Source organism: Variovorax sp. V15 (assembly GCF_041154425.1).
Lineage (GTDB): Bacteria > Pseudomonadota > Gammaproteobacteria > Burkholderiales > Burkholderiaceae_C > Variovorax > Variovorax guangxiensis.
This window is the reverse complement of sequence record NZ_AP028659.1, coordinates 371,412-388,254: the sequence shown is the minus strand read 5'-3', so window position 1 is coordinate 388,254 and position 16,843 is coordinate 371,412. Positions and strand designations below refer to the sequence as shown.

Sequence of the window (16,843 nt, the reverse complement as noted above, 5' to 3'; positions counted from 1 at the left end):
CTCAGGGTTTGTCCTGCCCGCGGCCGCGCGGGATTGGCGCGTTTCGCGGACATCATCCGGTCTATCCCACGACAACCGGAAAGAAGATGACCCAGTCGCGCTCCGTTCCCCCCATCTCCCGTCGCAGTTTTTCTGCATGGATCGCGGCCTCGGCCGCCGCAGCCGGCGCAGGACACGCCGCGCTGTGGCCGCGCGCCGCGCACGCCGCCGACGCGCCGCTGAGCAACCGGCTGCGCATCGTGATCCCCGCCAACGAAGGCGGCGGCTGGGACCAGACGGGCCGTGCGCTGGGCGCCGCGATGCTCGCATCGGGCGCTGTCGGCAACGTGGTGTACGAGAACGTCGGCGGCAAGGGCGGCACGATCGGTCTCGCCAGGTACGTCGAGAAATACGACGCCGATCCCGACACGCTGCTGATGAGCGGCATGGTCATGGTCGGCGCGGTGGCGCTGCAGAAGCCCACGGTCACCATGGCCAACATGGCGCCCATCGCCCGCCTCACCAGCGACTACGAGGTGATCGCGGTGAAGGCCGACTCACCCATCAGGACGCCGAAGGACCTGATCGCGCAGCTGCGCGCGGACGCGGCCGGCACCGTCATCGCAGGCGGCTCGGCAGGCGGCGTGGACCACATGTACGCCGGCATGCTGGCGCGCGTGGCCGATGCCTCGCAGTCGCTGGTCTACCAGGCGCACCCCGGCGGAGCGGAAGTGGTCGAGGCACTCGATACCGGCAAGGCCGTGGCGGGCATCTCGGGCTACAGCGAGTTCGCCGAGGGCCTGGCCAGCGGCAAGCTGCGCGCCATCGGCGTGTCGTCGAAGCGGCCGTTCCAGGGCATCGCCTCGGTGCGCGAACAGGGCGTGGACGCCGACCTCGCCAACTGGCGCGGCGTGCTCACCGGCCGCAAGGTACCGCCATACCGCAAGGCGGCCCTGCTGACGGTGGTGCGGCGCGCCACCGCCACCGATCTGTGGCAGAAAACCGTCAAGCAGAACAACTGGGACCCGTTCTGGCTCGAGGGCAAGGAGTTCGAGAACTTCCTCGAGACCGACACCGCGATGGCCGGCCCTCTCATCTATCTGCTGAAGCTCAAGGCCTGAACCGCCGGTTCGCTCGCTAGGGCTTTGTTCGGGTTTACCCCGAGCAAATGACACTAATGACTGACACGGTTTTCGTCGATCATCCGGTTACTTTTACAGGGAGCTGGAAACAAAATGACGCATTTCGTGCCAATTGCCCCCACGGGGCTGTCTCGCCGTGGCTTCACCGCCTGGATGGCATCGGCCGCCGCCGTGGGCGTTGTGCCCACGCTGCGGCCTTCAGCAGCGGACGCGGCTGAAGCGCAGCTCGCACCCAAGCTGCGCATCGTCATTCCCGCCAACGAAGGCGGCGGCTGGGACCAGACCGGCCGCGCGCTGGGCGCCGCGATGATTGCCTCGGGGGCGGTGGGGGAGATCAGCTACGAGAACATCGGCGGCAAGGGCGGCACCATCGGCCTGGCCAAGTACGTCGAGAAATACGACGCCGACCCCGACACGCTGCTCATGAGCGGCATGGTCATGGTCGGTGCCGTGGCGCTGCAGAAGCCCGCCATCACCATGGCGCAGGTCGCGCCGGTGGCCCGGCTCACCAGCGACTACGAAGTGGTGGCCGTGAAGGCCGACTCTCCCATCAAGACGCCGAAGGACCTGATCGCGCAGCTGCGCGCAGATGCCGCGAAGACGGTCATTGCGGGCGGCTCGGCCGGCGGCGTGGACCACATGTACGCGGGCATGCTGGCGCGCGTGGCCGGCAACGCGGGCGCGCTGGTCTACCAACCGCATCCTGGCGGCGCGCAGGTGGTCGAGGCGCTCGAATCGGGCAAGGCAGCCGCCGGCATCTCGGGCTACAGCGAATTCAGCGAGCAGCTCGCCAACGGCAAGCTGCGCGCCATCGGCGTGTCGGCCAAGCGGCCGTTCCTGGGCATTCCGTCGGTGCGCGAACAGGGCGTGGACGCCGACCTCGCCAACTGGCGCGGCGTGCTCACCGGCAAGAAGGTCACGGCGGAACGAAAGGCCGTGCTGCTCGAAGCCGTGCGCCGCGCCACCCAGGCCGACGTCTGGCAGAAGACCATCAAGCGCAACAACTGGGACCCGTACTGGATGGCGGGCAAGGACTTCGAGAGCTTCCTTGATCTCGATACGGCGATGGCCGGGCCCCTCATCTATCTGCTAAAGCTCAAGGCCTGAGGCAGGTTCACCCCCAGGCTTCGCGCACTTCGTGTCGCTGCGCCAACCCCCTTCCGGGGGCGACACCTGCGGCCCGGCAAAGCCGGTTCCGCGGTGTCTGCGGCCTTGGGCCGCTCGATCAGGAAAAAAGCTCCGGCATCTCCCGCTGCGCCTTTGGCGTCAGCGTGAGCGCCCGCCCGTCCAGCTCCTGCCGCACCCATCCCCGTTTCAACGAGAGTTGCAGCCACGCCGCGCCCAGCGCGCCGCCCAGGTGCGGGAGGCGCTCGCTCCAGTCGAGGCAGGCACAGGCGAAGCGGCGGCGCGAGCGGCGCACCTCGTCGATCTCCACGCCCAGGCTCTCCAGCGCGATCGCACCATCGGGCGTGAGTTCGTAGGAGCCGCTTTGCAGTCCGCTGAGCCAGCCCTGCGCATGCAGCCGGTCGTGCAGCGCGACGCCGGCCGTGCCCGCCATGTGGTCGTAGCAGGTGCGGGCGCTGCGCAGGCGGCTCGGCGTGCTGGGCCTGAACTCGGGCGCAGGTGGCGTGCGTGGGGTGCCGGCCACCACCATCAGGCTTTCGAGCGCGGAAGCGACGTCGTCGTTGGCGAGGCGGAAGTAGCGGTGCTTGCCCTGCACCAGCACGTCGACCAGCCGCTCTTCCTTCAGGCGCGCCAGGTGTGCGCTGGCGGTGGAGGCTGCCACCTCGGCGACGGTGGCGAGCTCGGTGGCGGTGCGTGCGTGGCCGTCCATCAGGCAGCTCAGCATGCGGGCGCGCGCCGGCTCGGCGATGGCGCCGGCCAGGCGGGCGAGCTGGAAGTCGGCGGATGAGGAAAGGGTGTCGTCCATGCGTCCATCCTAAGACGGCGGCGCACGCCACACTTCGTTCGCGGGCGAAGTGTGGCGGCAGCTTCGATCGCACACTGGCGCCATGACGAACACGAGCCCCACGCCCTCCGCCATGCCCGCCGATCCGGTCGCGGCCGCCACGCATGCCGATCCTTACCCCTACTACGCCACCCTTCGCGACGGACCGCCGCTCGCGTGGAACGAGAAGCTGCGCCTGTGGGTCGCGAGCCGCGCGGACGTGGTCGAACAGGTGCTGCAGGCCCACGGTGCCTTGCGCGTGCGGCCGGCCGCCGAGCCCGTGCCGCGCGCCATCGTGGGCAGTCCGTCCGGCGAGGTGTTCGGTCACCTGGTCCGAATGAACGACGGTGCCGCGCATCAGGCCCACAGGCCCGCGCTGCAACGCGCGCTCGCCGGGCTCGACCTGAACGCGGTGTACGAATCCGCCCTGCAGGTCGCGCAGCGCGTGCCTCGGCAGCAGCCGCTTTCCGACACGCTGTTCTCGATGCCGGTGCAGTCCGCCGCGCACCTGCTCGGATTTGCCGACGATGCGCTGCCGCAGGTGGACCGGTGGATGCGCGACTTCGTGGCCTGCCTGTCGCCGCTTTCCACGCTCGAACAGTTGCAGCGCGCGAGCACTGCCGCCGCGGAGCTGATGGCGCGCTTCGAAGTCCTGGCGACCGGCAATGCGCCTCGGCACGGCACGCTGCTCGCTGCGGTGCTGGCAGAAAGCGCAGGCGGCGATGCGCCCCTGTCGCGCTCGCTGCTCGCGAACCTCGCTGGCCTGCTCTCGCAGACCTGCGACGCCACGGCCGGATTGGTCGGCAACAGCCTGATCGCACTGATGCGCGAGCCGTCGCTGCGGCCTTCGGCCCGCACGCGCGATGGCCTCCAGGCCGTCGTCGAGGAAGCCGCGCGCCACGATCCATCGGTGCAGAACACGCGGCGCTTCGCCGCAGAGGCCGTCACCATCGCCGGCATCGACGTGGCTGCGGGCGACACGGTGCTGGTGCTGCTGGCATCGGCCAACCGCGATCCGGCGTTCAACCCCGAGCCCGACCGGTTCATGCCCCTGCGCGAACGGCGCCGCATGCTCGGCTTCGGCCACGGCATGCATGCCTGTCCGGGACAGGCGCTGGCCTGCACGCTGGCCGCCGCCAGCCTCCACACGCTGCTGCTGCAGCATGCAGCCGACCTCGATGCCCAGCGCCTGCGCGGCTGGAGCTACCGGCCGTCGGCCAACGGGCGCATCCCCGTGTTCCACTGACCGGTGCCCGCGAGGTGCGGCGACAGCTGCGCATCGCCCCAGCGCAGCGGCAGCGCGCCCGGCCGGCGCAGCGCGTGCGTGACGCGGAAGCGCACCAGCCGCTCCGCCCCCTCGAACGCATCGACCTCGGGGCCGTTCCACACGATCTCGGCTGTGGCCGCCACGTGCAGCAGGTCGCCGCTGTCGAAGTCGACGAACAGCAGGCCCGCGCGCGGATGCACGGCGAGGTTGCCCAGGGTGTTGAAGAAGCGGTTGCCGTTGAAGTCCGGCAGCACGAGCGTGTCGTCGCCATCGATGCGCACGAAGCCCGGACGGCCGCCGCGATGCGACACGTCGACGCCGTGCGAGCTCGCGTCGGCCTCGTCGCCCGCCGCGGCTTCGTGGGGGTAGGCAGTGGCAAGGAACAGCGTGTCGGCGCTGCCGATGAGGCGGTGCGCGGCAAGATCCAGCCTGTCGAGCCACTGCACGGGAGCCGCACCGGTAGCGCGCGGCGCGACGAACTCCGGCTCGCGCGCCTGGATGTAGCGCGGGCAGTTGCCGAAGCTCTGCTGCACCGCGACGCTGAAGCCCGCCGCATCGAGCGCCTCCACCGTGCCGTTCATGCGGTTGCGCCGCCGTGTGTGCGGCTGGATGCCGAGCAGCCCCATGGTTGCGCCCCGCTTCAGCTGGCCGATGAGCGGATCGCCCGCCGTGGGCAGCGCATCGATGCGCAGGTGCGTGGCATCGGGCGAATGCACGAAGCCGGTGGGCCCGGCGAGCACGCTGGCCCAGGGCTGCAGGTCGGCGTCGAGGCTGCCGGCCACGATGAAGGGCAGCAGCGAGAAGAACTCGCGGTGCTGATCGGGCATGTAGTCGCGGATCACGCGGGGGCCGGCGACCTCCATCTGTTCGCGCGAACCCGCCAGCGCCTGCAGCGTGCGCTCGCCGGCATGGAATGGAGCGGCGATCATGAGCTGGCCTCCGCGGCGAGTCCTACGGCGGTGCGCACCATCGGCACGAAGCCGGGCAATGCCTCGACGCGCGCCAGCCACTCGCGCACGCTCGGATAGCCGTCGAGCGACACGCTGCCTTCAGGGGCGTGCGCCACGTAGGCGTAGTTCGCGATGTCGGCCAGTGTGGCCTCGGGGCCCGCGAGGAAGGGCTGCTGCTGCAGGTGCGTTTCCATCACCGAGAGCAGCGCGTGCGAGCGCTTGACCGTTTCGGTGGGATCGGTCGCGTGGCCGAACAGCACCATGACCCGCGCGGCCGCCGGGCCATAGGCCAGCGGACCGGCGGCCACCGAGAACCAGCGCTGCACGCGCGCCGCGCCGATTGCGTCGCGCGGCATCCAGCGCGAGGGGTCGGCCGAATAGCGCTCATTGAGATAGACCAGGATGGCGTTCGAATCGGCCAGCGTGAGATCGCCGTCCTCGATCACGGGCACCTGGCCAAAGGGATTGCGCGCAAGGAACTCGGGCGTGCGGTTCTCGCGCTTGCGCATGTCGAGCTCGATGCTCTCGAAGGGCAGGCCGAGCATCGTGAGAAACAGGCGCACGCGATGCACATGGCCCGAGATGGGGGAGCCGTAGAGCTTGATGGGCTGGGCGGGACGGACGGCGGTCATGGCAATTCCTTTTCTGCAAAGAGGTGGGGCACGGACCGGATTCTTCTCTCTTGCACCGAATGAATGAATAGTCTTTCCTGTATTTGACTGCTGCGTTTTCCGGTTTAATCGCCCCATGGATCGCTTCAAGGCCATGCAGACCTTCGTTCAGATCGCCGACCAGGGCAGCCTGACCCGCGCCGCCGAGGCGCTGGGCACATCGCTGCCCGCGGTGGTGCGCTCTCTTGCCGCGCTGGAGGCGCACCTGGGCGTGCGCCTGTTCCACCGCACCACGCGCCGCCTCTCGCTCACCGAGGAGGGGCGCAGCTACCTGCCGAGCGCACGCGAGGTGCTGCTCGCGGCCGATGCCGCCGACCTCGCGCTGAAAGCCGAGGCGCGCGAGCCCGCCGGCCAGCTCACCATCACCGCGCCGGTGCTCTTCGGCCACATGTACGTGGCACCGGCCATCGTGCGCTTCATGAAGCGCTACGAAAAAGTGCGCTGCAGCGTGCGGCTGTACGACCGCACCGTGAACCTGCTGGAGGAAGGCATCGACGTCGGCATTCGCATCAGCCCGCTGGAAGATTCCTCGCTCGTCGCGCAGACCATGGGCACCATCCGCCGCGTGCTGGTAGCGAGCCCCGACTACCTTGCGCAGCACGGCACGCCGACGCACCCGCGCGAACTGAACGGCGCCCCGTGCGTGCGCGGCCGCGTCGATGCGCCGGCACAGTGGCAGTTCTACGAGGGCGGCAAGGCGATCAGCGTGACGCCCGACAACCGGCTGGAATTCAACCACCTAGCGCCCGCCATCGAATCGTGCGCCGCGGGCATGGGCTTCGGCACCTTCTTCTCGTACCAGGTGATGCCGCACGTCGCGCAGGGAAGGCTGAGGCTGGTGCTCGAAGACTTCGAGCCGCCGCCGCGGCCGGTGAGCGTGATCTATCCGAATGCGCGGCTGCTGCCGGCGCGCACTCGGGCGTTCATCGAGTGGATGAAGGCGGAGTTCTGCGGGCTCAGGCTTTGAACGGCGGAGCGCACCGCAGGTTCATGCAGCTGCTTCCAGCCATCCCGCGTCCATCGACTCCCGGCTGTCGAGCAGGCAGATCTCCGTCTCCTGCTTCAGCAGCGGCCAGCCCTGGCGCTCCAGTTGGCCGGTCAGTGCCGCGACCCGAGCCTTGAACCCGTCCAGCGGTTCGCGGCTGCGCAGGGTGGCGAAGCGCACGTCCGTCTCGTCCTTCAGGCTGTTGCGCGAGAGGCGCGCGCCGTGCGTCTCGCACAGGTGCTGCAACGCGGAGGCGTCGTGCACGCGCAGCTTGCCGTGCCATTCGAAGTACTCGTCGGGCCGGCTCAGGCACTCGTGACCCTGGATGGGGGCCTCGACCTTCACGCGCAGCACGGCCATGCCCGCGCGCGCCAGCCACTGCGCAAGCGCCATCGCCTCGGCCTTCGCCTCGGCGAGGTCGCCGCGCAGCCAGGTGGTGGCCATGGGCTGCTGCTTCTGCTCGCCGTGGGCGAGGTCGATCAGCAGCGGCTTGAGCCCCACCTGCTCGCAGACTTCGACGAAGAAAGGAATCCGCGCGGCATCCATTGCGCCGCAAGTCAAGTGGAGTTCGAGCCGGCCTTTCAGCGGCCGCGGAATCGTGTTCATGACGCGCCCCCCCGATCTGGCAGAGGCTTGCCGTCGCACAGCGCGGCCGTGTCGGCGACCATGCCGCGCACCGCTTCTTCCATGCCGAGATTGAGCACCGACATGAATTCGCCATTGCCGCTGGCCCAGTTCGCGCGCGTGCCCATGCCGTGGTACTGGCGCATCACGGGCTCGGCGCCGGGCATGCGGTAGCTGGCCTGCAGCACGACGTGCGAGACGAGGTTGAGGCCCGACGACCACGAATGCGCCAGGCGCAGCGCGACGTCGGCCGTGACCTGCCTCGCAGCAGCGCCCGTCGAGGGCGGCGCGGCACTCACCACCTGCAGGCCGTAGCGGCTCGCGGACTGCAGCGCACTGCGCGCCCACTCGACCGGATCGCCGCCGGCACGGATGGACTGCACCTTCACCGGCGTGGCGTGCAGCGTGGGCAGCATCAACGTCAGGTTGCCGACGTTGGCCTTGTTCAAGCGCATGTCGTCTATCTTCGGCAGATACAGCGTGCAGCCGCTGGCTACGCGCAGCACAGGGGCGGGCGTGCTGTTGGGCCGCTCGGCCGGCTCGGGTGCCGCTTCGTAGACCATGGGAAGCGGCTCGGTCTCGGTCAGCGCGTGCGAGATGCCCGGCGCGGCGCCGAGCATGCACAGGGCGCTGAAAGCGGCCGGCCTCCAGGCGTGGCGCCGCGGCGTCATGGCGCAGCGCTCCTGACCGAATAGAGCGCGCCGTCCTGGTCGCGGAACAGCACGCGGCCCGGCCGCTCGTCGAAGCTCTGGCCGGCCAGCGTCACCCACGAGCCGTTGACGTTGAAGCGCGCGGTCTTCACCGCGCCCGAGCGCGCGCCGGCGATGTCCAGCGCCACCGCATGCAGCGTCTGCGTCATCGACTCGCGCATCATGCCGCGCAGCACCTGGCCGTCATCGGCGGTGAGGCGGCGGATGACGGTGGCGCGCGCGACGCCGCCCACGGGCGTCTGGAAGATGGCCGCGGCGCGGTAGCTGGGCTCGCTCCTGCCGTCCTGCCAGAGCAGGGCCGAGGTGCGCGTGGTGAAGGCGCCCAGGCCGGGCTCCAGCGCGTACTGCAGCAACAACACCATGTAGGCGGGACCGTTCTTCGTGGCGGCGATGCGGGCCTCGTGCTCGGCCTTGACGGGCATGGCCGGAAGCAGCCGCGCGGAGCGGATCTTCAGCGGGAACGAAGACGGCTCGCCGAGCTGCGCCTCGAGCGCCCGGGCCGCCTCGGCGCGGTAGTCATAGTCGAGCAGCGGGCCGACGATGGCCTGCACCTCGGCGCTCATGTCCTTCTGGCGCGACTGCTGCACGGAGGAATCGATGAGCGCACCGATCAGCCCGCCGCCCGTGGCGGCACTCACGCCGGGCGACTGCGCGGAGAACATGAAGCTCTCCTGCGCGACGACCACGCGCAGGTCGACTTCCTGGACCTTGTTGCGGTCCGCGGCCGCCAGGGGCCGGTGAAAGGGTGCGCAGGCGCCGAGCAGCAGCAAGGCCGCAAGCGCCAGCCAGAAACGCAGCATTCTTGGGTCTCCCCCCGTGTGCAATGCCATTGGCTCATTCATCCGTCGATCGATGGGTGCGGCGATTTTGCCGCTGCCGGGAGCTCGCTCCGCCCCGGGTTATCGAGGGCCCATGGCGCCGGTCGTCTTCAGGCGGCTGTCGAGCATCCAGCCCATAGTGTCCTCGCCCGTCTTCGGGTGGATGAACATCACCTGAACCCATTCCTTGTACGGCGTGTAGACGGTGACGCGGTCCTTGGGTATCAGGAACTTGCCGCTGTCGCAGGCGGCGTCGGGCGCCGTGTGGAGATGCGCCCTGCCGACGCCGACAACGACCGCGCCGTAGCGCGGGACGAAGCCAGGGCTCGCATTCGCGACCTCGTGGAGCTGTTCGCACCGTTTCGGATCGGCCGGCGCTGCCGCCGCCGCCACCTGCACCGCCGTGGCAGCCAGGCACGCCACGATCCATGAAGTTGCTCTGAACATCGGCGGATTGTCCATCGATTGAAGCGATGGGCACGCCCCGCGTCCGGCTGCGTCAGAATGGCCGCGTGCCGCCTACACCCTCTTCCTCCGCCCCGCCTCCCCTCTTCCACGCCAGCCATCTGCACAAGCGCTATGGCGACACCACGGTCGTGAACGACCTGTCGTTCGAGATCGCACCCGGCGAGTGCCTCGGCGTGATCGGCCCGAACGGCGCCGGCAAGACCACCACCATCCGCATGTGCCTGGGCCTCACCGCGCCCGACGGCGGCGAGATCTCGGCGCTGGGGCTGCAGATGCCGCGCGATGCGCTGGCGATCAAGGCGCAGCTGGGCGTGGTGTCGCAGTTCGACACGCTGGACCCCGACTTCAGCTGCGCCGAGAACCTCGTGGTGTATGGCCGCTACTTCGGCTTCAGCAAGGCGCAGGTGCGCGCGCGCGTTCCGCAGTTGCTGGAATTCGCGGCGCTCTCGCACAAGGCCGACGCGAAGCCGGGCGAGCTCTCGGGCGGCATGCGGCGGCGGCTCTCGCTGGCGCGTGCGCTGGTCAACGACCCGAAGCTGCTGCTGCTGGACGAACCCACCACCGGGCTCGACCCGCAGGCGCGGCACCTGATGTGGGAGCGGCTGCAGGTGCTGCTGCAGCAGGGCAAGTCGATCCTGCTGACCACGCACTTCATGGACGAGGCCGAGCGCCTGTGCTCGCGCCTGCTGGTGCTCGACCACGGCCGCAAGATCGCCGAGGGCCGCCCGCGCGACCTGATCGCCGAGCACCTGGAGCCCGACGTGGTCGAGGTGTACGGCAACGGCGCGCTCTCGCTGGCTGGATCAGCCGAGCTGAAGGCGATGGCGGCGCGCGTGGAAGTCAGCGGCGAGACGGTGTTCTTCTACACCCAGGACGCGCGGCGGCTGCTCGATGCGCTGACGCGGCACGGCGGGCTGCGCACCTTCCACCGGCCCGCGAATCTCGAAGACCTCTTTCTCAAGCTCACGGGTCGCCAGATTCGTGAAGATGGCTAGACATGAACACGACCACCACCACAACCGCGCCCCCTTCGCCCTCACCGTGGCGCCCGCCCCAGCTCTCGCTGCGCTGGTGGCCCGTGTTCCTGCGCAACCTGCTGGTGTGGCGCAAGCTCGCCATACCGAGCCTGATCGGCAACATCGCCGAACCGCTGATCTGGCTCGTGGCCTTCGGCTACGGCATGGGCGCGCTGGTGGGGCAGGTGTCGGTCGACGGCGTGAAGGTGCCCTACATCCTGTTCCTGGCGAGCGGCTCAATCTGCATGAGCGCGATGAACGCGGCGAGCTTCGAGGCGCTCTATTCGGCCTTCTCGCGCATGCACGTGCAGAAGACCTGGGACGGCATCATGAACGCCCCCGTGGGCCTGGACGACATCGTGCTGGCAGAGATGCTGTGGGCGGCGTTCAAGTCGATCTTCACCGTGACGGCGATCCTGTTCGTGATGCTGGGGCTGGGCATCAGCCACAGCCCGAAGCTCATCGTCGCGTGGATGGTGCTGATCGGCGCGGGCATCACCTTCTCCTCGATCGCGCTGATCTTCAATGCGCTGGCGAAAGGGTACGACTTCTTCACCTACTACTTCACGCTGTTCATGACGCCGATGATGTTCCTGAGCGGGGTGTTCTTTCCGCTGGAGCAGTTGCCCGCCGCCGTGCAGGCAGTGGCCGCGTGGCTGCCGCTGACGAATGCCGTGGCGCTGGTGCGGCCGCTCTTCATGGATCAGTGGCCCGCCGGCTGGTGGGTGCACGCGGTGGTGCTGGCGGTGTATGCGGTGGTGGCGTTCTGGATTGCGCTGGGGCTGACGCGCAAGAGGTTCAGGCGTAGCAGCAGCGGCCTCCACGCGGCCCGGCGGAAACCACGCGATGACGCCCGCCGTCCGCGCCCGCACCTCCGGCGAGGCCAGGCAGGTGGCGACCGCTTCGTAGCCGGGTGCGCCGGAATACGGCGCGACCTGCATCGGCGGGCTGTGGTTGGCGGGACAGAGGATGACGGTTTCGTCGGGGCCCACGGCGGACAGGTCCAGGATCGCGCTGGAGCGGGTGAGCATGAAGATCGGCCGTGCGCCGGCGGCTCTTCGGCGCAGCCAGGCGATCAGGGCTTCCTGCGTTTGCTGGTCCAGGCCTTGCTCGATCATGTCCACGATGAGTGTGGTGGGGCCTTCGGCTTCGAGTTCGGAGAGCAGCACCAACAAGGCGTCCGATGGAGTAGCACCGTCTTCAGCGAGCCAAGCCATAGCTTCGTCGACTCTCGACTTCGACCGATGGTCGGCATGCAGTCTTGCCTTCGCCGCTGCCGCCTCGGCTTCTTCAAGTCTGTGCAATCCCAGGAAGACTGCATCGGGCAGCGCCTCGGCAAGGCTGTGCGCAAGCCGCGTCTTGCCGCTGCCGAGCGGGCCGATGATGTAGTTCAGCGCGCGGATGTCGCGCAGCTCGAAAGGCTCGCCACCCCAGGGCCACGGAAGCCGAAACGCGACGCGAACCTCGGTGGTTGGTGCGCGCAGGTCCGCGAGTTCGCCGATGGTCGGCGTGCGGCCTTGCAGCAGATCGGTTCGCAGGCTCCGAATCTTCGCGACCGTTGCTGCAAGCCCATGCAACTGCGCCTCCAGCGCTGCCTGATGAGCCGCCAATGTCTGCTCCAGCCCCTGCGGGTCGCCTTGCAACACTCGCCCCACCTGAGCAAGGCTGAAGCCGAGCGCTCGAAGCGCGACGATTTCGGCGGCACGGGCCATCTGCTCAGGGCCATAGACACGCCAGCCTGCAGCGGTCCGCTCGGGCTCCACCAGACCACGCTGCTCGTAGAGCCGCAGGGCCTTGGCTGACACGCCGAGCCGCCTTGCGGCTTCGGACGGGCTGAGGAATCGGGTGTTGGATCGCACGATGAGAACCTTTTTCGACGAGTCTGCCTTTGTAAGGGCTGTCCCTGGGGCCGGGTCAACAGGCCGACACGAAAACCGGGTTTCATGTGCCCTGACCTCACCTCGATACTGACACTTTCAAATTACATTGCACACAATCTAATTGCTCGCTACAATTCAACCCATGCGCTCCACCGCCATCAACGCCGACGAAATGCTGAAGCTGGACAACCAGCTGTGCTTCGCCGTCTATTCCGCTTCGCTGGCCATGACCCGGCTGTACAAGCCGGTGCTCGAGAAGCTGCAGCTCACCTACCCCCAATACCTCGTGATGCTCGCCCTCTGGGAGCAGGACGGCCTCATGGTCTCCGAGCTCGGCGAGCGCCTCTCGCTCGATTCGGGCACGCTCACTCCGCTGCTCAAGCGCCTGGAAGCCAACGGCTACGTGGCACGGGTGCGCGACGTGGCCGACGAGCGCCGCGTGCACATCACGCTGACTGCGGCGGGCCGTAGGCTCAAGAACCGCGCATCCAGCGTGCCGGCCTGCCTGATGGCCGCGGCCGAGTGCTCGGTGCCCGAGCTGGTTTCCCTCACCCAGCAGATCCAGGCGCTGCGCGACCGCATCAGGAAGGCGGCCTGACGGCAGAGCCACATTTTTCTCCCGCTCCGCTCGACCTCCGCAAGGAAAGAGAACGAAGCCTTTTCACCACCCTCCCTTCAACTTCATCACCACCAAAGGAATCACCATGACCACCAAGCTCGACAAAGTGCTCTACACCGCAGAAGCCCACACGGTCGGCGGCCGTGACGGCGCAGGCAAGTCCAGCGACGGCGCGATCGACGTCAAGCTGAGCTCGCCCGGTTCCGGCAAGCCCGGTACCAACCCCGAGCAGCTGTTCGCGGTCGGCTATGCCGCCTGCTTCATCGGCGCGATGAAGGCCGTTGGCCCGAAGATCGGCGTGAAGGTGCCGGAAGACGTCGCCATCGACTCCAGCGTTTCGCTTGGCCCGACGAACGGCGGCGCCGCCTACGGCATCGCCGTGAAGCTGGCGATCACGCTGCCCGGGCTGGATGCCGAGGCCAAGCAGAAGCTGGTCGACACGGCCCACCAGGTGTGCCCGTACTCGAACGCCACGCGCGGCAACATCGACGTCGAACTCAGCATCGCCTGAGCCTCGCGTACAAGCGAACCCGAAGCGGCCCAGCCCCAAGCCGGGCCGCTTTTTTCATGCCCGCCGATGTCTCACGGGTGACGCCAAACACGGCTGCGCGATGGCGCCTTTCATCAAGCTTGGCTAACGTAGGCGAACACCACAACCGCCAGGAGCCACGCTCATGAGCACCACCAGCCTCCTCATCCGCAAAGACCAGCTCTCCACCACGCGCCTCCACACCGTCACAGACGAAGCACTCGCCGACGGCCAGGTGCGCGTGCGCATCGACAGCTTCGCGCTCACGTCCAACAACATCACGTATGCCGCCTTCGGCGACGCGATGAGCTACTGGCAGTTCTTCCCGAGCGGCGAGGAAGGCTGGGGCAGCATCCCCGTGTGGGGCTTCGCGAGCGTGGTGCAGTCGCTGCACCCGGGCGTGCCGGTGGGCGAGCGGCTCTACGGCTACTGGCCGATGGCCTCCAGCACGGTGCTGAGCCCCGGGCGGCTCTCGCCCGAGCGCTTCACCGACATGGCGCCGCACCGCGCCGAACTGCCCGCCGTCTACAACCAGTATTTCCGCTGCGCGAGCGACCCGCTCTACACGGCCGGCACCGAGGACATCCAGGCGCTGCTGCGCCCGCTGTTCATCACCTCGTGGCTGATCGACGACTTCATGGCCGACAACGACTTCTTCGGCGCCGGCACCATGCTGCTGTCGAGCGCATCGAGCAAGACGGCCTACGGCACCGCCTTCCAGCTGCACAAGCGCGAGGGCATCGAGGTGATCGGGCTGACATCGCCCGCCAACGTGGCCTTCTGCGAGAGCCTCGGCTGCTACGACCGCGTGGCGACCTACGACGCGCTCGACACCATCGCGGCCGACACGCCCTGCGTGTACGTCGACTTCGCCGGCAACGGCACGCTGCGCAACGCCATCCACGAGCGCTTCGCCAACCTGAAGTACAGCAGTTCCATCGGCGGCACCCACGTCGAGCAGCTCGCGTCCAAGGGCGCAGGCAAGGACCTGCCGGGCCCGCGCGCCACGCTGTTCTTCGCGCCGGCGCAGATCAAGAAGCGAACCACCGAATGGGGCCCCGAGGAGTTCGGCCGCCGCATGGTCGCGGCCTGGCACGACTTCATGGCCACCGTCACCGATGCGAAGGCGCCCTGGCTGCATGCCGAGCATCACAACGGCGGCGAGGCGGTGCAGGCCGCCTACGCGCAGGTGCTGGCGGGCAAGGGCGATCCGCGCACCGGCCACATCCTGTCCCTTTGCAAGCAGTCCGCCGCAGGCTGACGCCAGGGGCATCGCGCGGCGACGACAATCGCCGCATGACCCAATCTTCCGCGGCGCCCGCGAATACACATCCCTATGAGAGCCTCACGCCCGACGTGGTGCTCGACGCGCTCGCGACGCTCGGCCTCTACGGCGACGGCCGTCTTACCGGCCTGAACTCCTACGAGAACCGCGTCTACCAGGTCCACCTGGAAGACCGCAGCGTGGTGGTGGTCAAGTTCTACCGCCCCGGCCGCTGGAGCGAGGCCGAGATCCTCGAGGAGCACGGCTTCTCGCTCGAGCTGGCCGCCGCCGAGGTGCCTGCCGTGCCCCCGCTGGCCTTCGACGGCAGGACGCTGCACCACCACGCCGGCTTCGCCTTCAGCGTGAGCCCCTACCGAGGCGGCCGCGCGCCCGAGCTCGACGATTTCGAAGTGCTCGAATGGGTGGGCCGCTTCCTCGCGCGCATCCACACGGTGGGCAGCGCGAAGCCTTTCGAGGCCCGGCCCGCACTCGACCTGCAGACCTTCGGCATCGCCTCGCGCGACTGGCTGCTCGCCAACGAAAAGATCCCGCTCGACGTGCAGCGCGACTGGGAGAAGGCCTGCAACGAGGCGCTGGACATGATCGGCGCCACCGCGCTCGCGGCCAGCCCGCCTTCGGCCGACTTCCAGCCCCGCAAGCTGCGCCTGCACGGCGACGTGCACCCCGGCAACATTCTCTGGACGCCCACCGACCGTCCCGGCGGCGGCCCGCACTTCGTCGACCTCGACGACGCGCGCACCGGCTTCGCGGTGCAGGACCTGTGGATGCTGCTGTCGGGCGACCGCGCACAGCGCACCTCGCAGCTGTCGGGCCTGCTCGACGGCTACGAGCAGTTCCGCGAGTTCGACCGCCGCGAGCTTGCGCTGATCGAGCCGCTGCGCACGCTGCGCCTCATCCACTACAGCGCCTGGCTGGCGCGGCGCTGGGAAGACCCGATCTTCCCGATCAACTTCCCGTGGTTCGGCTCCAGCGACTACTGGAAGGGGCAGATCCTCATGCTCGAGGAGCAGTGCGAGCAGATGGCGGAAGAGCCGCTCTACGCCTGATCGCCGCGGGTGGCGGCGAGGCTTTCGGCCACGCCTTCCAGCAGCCGCTCGACCAGCACATTGGCCGGCCCGCTGCGCCAGATGCCGTAGGCCTCCGACTGCGCCACGGCCCTGTCGAGCGGCCTGAACACCGCGCCGCGCAAGGCCGAATGCCGCATCGCCTGCGGCACCAGCGCCACGCCCAGCCCCTGCGACACCCACGAAACCACCGCGAGCCAGTGCCGCACCTCGTGCCGTACCTCGGGCAAAAAGCCCGCGTCGGCGCAGATGCTCAGGATGCGCTCGTGATAGTCGGGCGAGACCTCGCGCGAGAACAGCACGAAGGGCTGCTCGCGCAGGTCGGCCGGTGCCAGCACGCGCTTGCGCGCCAATGCGTGCCCGGCGGGCAGGCAGGCCACGAAGGGCTCCGACAGCAGCAGCCGGTGCTGCAGCTCGTCCGGCACGCGGTGCGTGTGGGCGAAGCCCAGGTCGAGCCGGTCGTTCAGCAGCTCGGCGATCTGCATGCCCGAATTGAGCTCGCTCAGCGTGATGCGCACCGCCGGGTGCTTCGCCTGGAAGGCGCGCAGCGCCTGCGGCAGGCCCCGGTACAGCATCGCGCCGACGAAGCCGATGCGCAGCCGCCCGGCCGACCCCAGCGCCACGTCGCGCGCCTCGATGGCGGCTTCCTCGGCCTGCAGGAGCAGCCTGCGCGCCGACACCCGCAGCGCCTCGCCCGCGGGCGTCAGCCGCACTTCCTTGCTGTTGCGCTCGAAGAGGCGCGCGCCCACGTTGTCTTCGAGCTGCCGAATGGCCACCGACAGAGGCGGCTGCGAGATCGACAGCCGCCGCGCCGCGCGCCCGAAGTGCAGCTCCTCGGCGAGCACGGAGAAGTAGCGCAGGTGACGCAGTTCCATGGATAGTCAGATC

Annotated in this window: 17 protein-coding genes and 2 pseudogenes; 10 read left to right on the top strand and 9 right to left on the bottom strand. The window is 68.9% G+C overall.

Going from position 1 to position 16,843, the window contains the following annotated elements:
• The first annotated feature begins 86 nt into the window (after positions 1 to 86).
• Positions 87 to 1,100: a tripartite tricarboxylate transporter substrate binding protein gene (locus tag ACAM57_RS01875; protein ID WP_206169582.1), complete on the top strand. Its 1,014-nt coding sequence runs from the start codon at positions 87 to 89 to the stop codon at positions 1,098 to 1,100.
• A gap of 114 nt (positions 1,101 to 1,214) precedes the next feature.
• Positions 1,215 to 2,228 carry a Bug family tripartite tricarboxylate transporter substrate binding protein gene (locus ACAM57_RS01870; protein WP_369660526.1) on the top strand — a complete coding sequence of 338 codons (1,014 nt, stop codon included), beginning with the start codon at positions 1,215 to 1,217 and terminating at the stop codon, positions 2,226 to 2,228.
• A gap of 118 nt (positions 2,229 to 2,346) precedes the next feature.
• Here the strand turns inward: ACAM57_RS01870 and ACAM57_RS01865 are convergent, their stop codons facing one another.
• Positions 2,347 to 3,051: an ArsR/SmtB family transcription factor gene (locus ACAM57_RS01865; protein ID WP_369660525.1), complete on the bottom strand. Its 705-nt coding sequence runs from the start codon at positions 3,049 to 3,051 to the stop codon at positions 2,347 to 2,349.
• 112 nt (positions 3,052 to 3,163) lie between these two features.
• On the opposite strand from ACAM57_RS01865, the gene ACAM57_RS01860 reads away from it, so the two are divergent.
• Entirely contained in the window at positions 3,164 to 4,315 is a 1,152-nt protein-coding gene (locus tag ACAM57_RS01860; protein WP_369662511.1) for a cytochrome P450, read from the top strand.
• On the opposite strand, the gene ACAM57_RS01855 is transcribed toward ACAM57_RS01860, so the two are convergent.
• Positions 4,273 to 5,265, bottom strand: coding sequence for a pyridoxamine 5'-phosphate oxidase family protein (locus tag ACAM57_RS01855; protein ID WP_369660524.1), 993 nt, complete (start codon positions 5,263 to 5,265; stop codon positions 4,273 to 4,275). The genes ACAM57_RS01860 and ACAM57_RS01855 overlap by 43 nt on opposite strands.
• Positions 5,262 to 5,918 carry a glutathione S-transferase family protein gene (locus ACAM57_RS01850; RefSeq protein ID WP_184639722.1) on the bottom strand — a complete coding sequence of 219 codons (657 nt, stop codon included), beginning with the start codon at positions 5,916 to 5,918 and terminating at the stop codon, positions 5,262 to 5,264. The genes ACAM57_RS01855 and ACAM57_RS01850 overlap by 4 nt, the downstream gene beginning before the upstream one ends.
• A gap of 115 nt (positions 5,919 to 6,033) precedes the next feature.
• On the opposite strand from ACAM57_RS01850, the gene ACAM57_RS01845 reads away from it, so the two are divergent.
• Positions 6,034 to 6,924 (top strand): LysR family transcriptional regulator, encoded by an 891-nt coding sequence (locus ACAM57_RS01845; protein ID WP_369660523.1) that lies wholly within the window; start codon positions 6,034 to 6,036, stop codon positions 6,922 to 6,924.
• A 21-nt stretch (positions 6,925 to 6,945) separates the two neighbouring features.
• On the opposite strand, the gene ACAM57_RS01840 is transcribed toward ACAM57_RS01845, so the two are convergent.
• The 4 genes from ACAM57_RS01840 to ACAM57_RS01825 all read right to left on the bottom strand — a co-directional run bounded on the left by ACAM57_RS01840 (position 6,946) and on the right by ACAM57_RS01825 (position 9,541).
• Positions 6,946 to 7,548 (bottom strand): hypothetical protein, encoded by a 603-nt coding sequence (locus ACAM57_RS01840; RefSeq protein WP_369660522.1) that lies wholly within the window; start codon positions 7,546 to 7,548, stop codon positions 6,946 to 6,948.
• A complete protein-coding gene (locus ACAM57_RS01835) occupies positions 7,545 to 8,237 on the bottom strand; it encodes a hypothetical protein (RefSeq protein WP_369660521.1) in 693 nt (230 codons plus the stop codon). Before ACAM57_RS01835 ends, ACAM57_RS01840 begins: the two co-directional genes overlap by 4 nt.
• Positions 8,234 to 9,076, bottom strand: coding sequence for a hypothetical protein (locus tag ACAM57_RS01830; protein WP_369660520.1), 843 nt, complete (start codon positions 9,074 to 9,076; stop codon positions 8,234 to 8,236). Before ACAM57_RS01830 ends, ACAM57_RS01835 begins: the two co-directional genes overlap by 4 nt.
• 99 nt (positions 9,077 to 9,175) lie before the next feature.
• Positions 9,176 to 9,541 (bottom strand): hypothetical protein, encoded by a 366-nt coding sequence (locus tag ACAM57_RS01825; protein ID WP_369660519.1) that lies wholly within the window; start codon positions 9,539 to 9,541, stop codon positions 9,176 to 9,178.
• A 26-nt stretch (positions 9,542 to 9,567) separates the two neighbouring features.
• Here ACAM57_RS01825 and ACAM57_RS01820 point away from each other — a divergent pair, with 26 nt between their 5' ends.
• Complete coding sequence (locus tag ACAM57_RS01820; RefSeq protein ID WP_240650834.1) at positions 9,568 to 10,557, top strand: ATP-binding cassette domain-containing protein; 990 nt, start codon at positions 9,568 to 9,570, stop codon at positions 10,555 to 10,557.
• A gap of 2 nt (positions 10,558 to 10,559) precedes the next feature.
• A pseudogene (locus ACAM57_RS01815) lies at positions 10,560 to 11,381 on the top strand (ABC transporter permease); the annotation flags it as partial.
• Positions 11,382 to 11,444: 63 nt separating this feature from the next.
• On the opposite strand, the pseudogene ACAM57_RS01810 reads toward ACAM57_RS01815, so the two are convergent.
• A pseudogene (locus tag ACAM57_RS01810) lies at positions 11,445 to 12,437 on the bottom strand (MerR family transcriptional regulator); the annotation flags it as partial.
• Between the two features lie 163 nt (positions 12,438 to 12,600).
• Between ACAM57_RS01810 and ACAM57_RS01805 the strand changes: the two are divergent.
• The 4 genes from ACAM57_RS01805 to ACAM57_RS01790 all read left to right on the top strand — a co-directional run bounded on the left by ACAM57_RS01805 (position 12,601) and on the right by ACAM57_RS01790 (position 15,937).
• Positions 12,601 to 13,056 (top strand): MarR family winged helix-turn-helix transcriptional regulator, encoded by a 456-nt coding sequence (locus ACAM57_RS01805; RefSeq protein ID WP_126025462.1) that lies wholly within the window; start codon positions 12,601 to 12,603, stop codon positions 13,054 to 13,056.
• Between the two features lie 106 nt (positions 13,057 to 13,162).
• A complete protein-coding gene (locus ACAM57_RS01800) occupies positions 13,163 to 13,588 on the top strand; it encodes an organic hydroperoxide resistance protein (protein ID WP_126025461.1) in 426 nt (141 codons plus the stop codon).
• A 163-nt stretch (positions 13,589 to 13,751) separates the two neighbouring features.
• Complete coding sequence (locus ACAM57_RS01795; protein ID WP_369660518.1) at positions 13,752 to 14,867, top strand: DUF2855 family protein; 1,116 nt, start codon at positions 13,752 to 13,754, stop codon at positions 14,865 to 14,867.
• Positions 14,868 to 14,902: 35 nt separating this feature from the next.
• Positions 14,903 to 15,937, top strand: a complete 1,035-nt coding sequence (locus ACAM57_RS01790) for a serine/threonine protein kinase (protein ID WP_369660517.1) — start codon at positions 14,903 to 14,905, stop codon at positions 15,935 to 15,937.
• Here the strand turns inward: ACAM57_RS01790 and ACAM57_RS01785 are convergent.
• The gene (locus tag ACAM57_RS01785; RefSeq protein ID WP_369660516.1) at positions 15,928 to 16,830 is read right to left on the bottom strand and encodes a LysR family transcriptional regulator; all 903 of its coding nucleotides are present in this window, start codon (positions 16,828 to 16,830) and stop codon (positions 15,928 to 15,930) included. The two genes, ACAM57_RS01790 and ACAM57_RS01785, sit on opposite strands and share 10 nt — an antisense overlap.
• Positions 16,831 to 16,843: the final 13 nt, after the last annotated feature.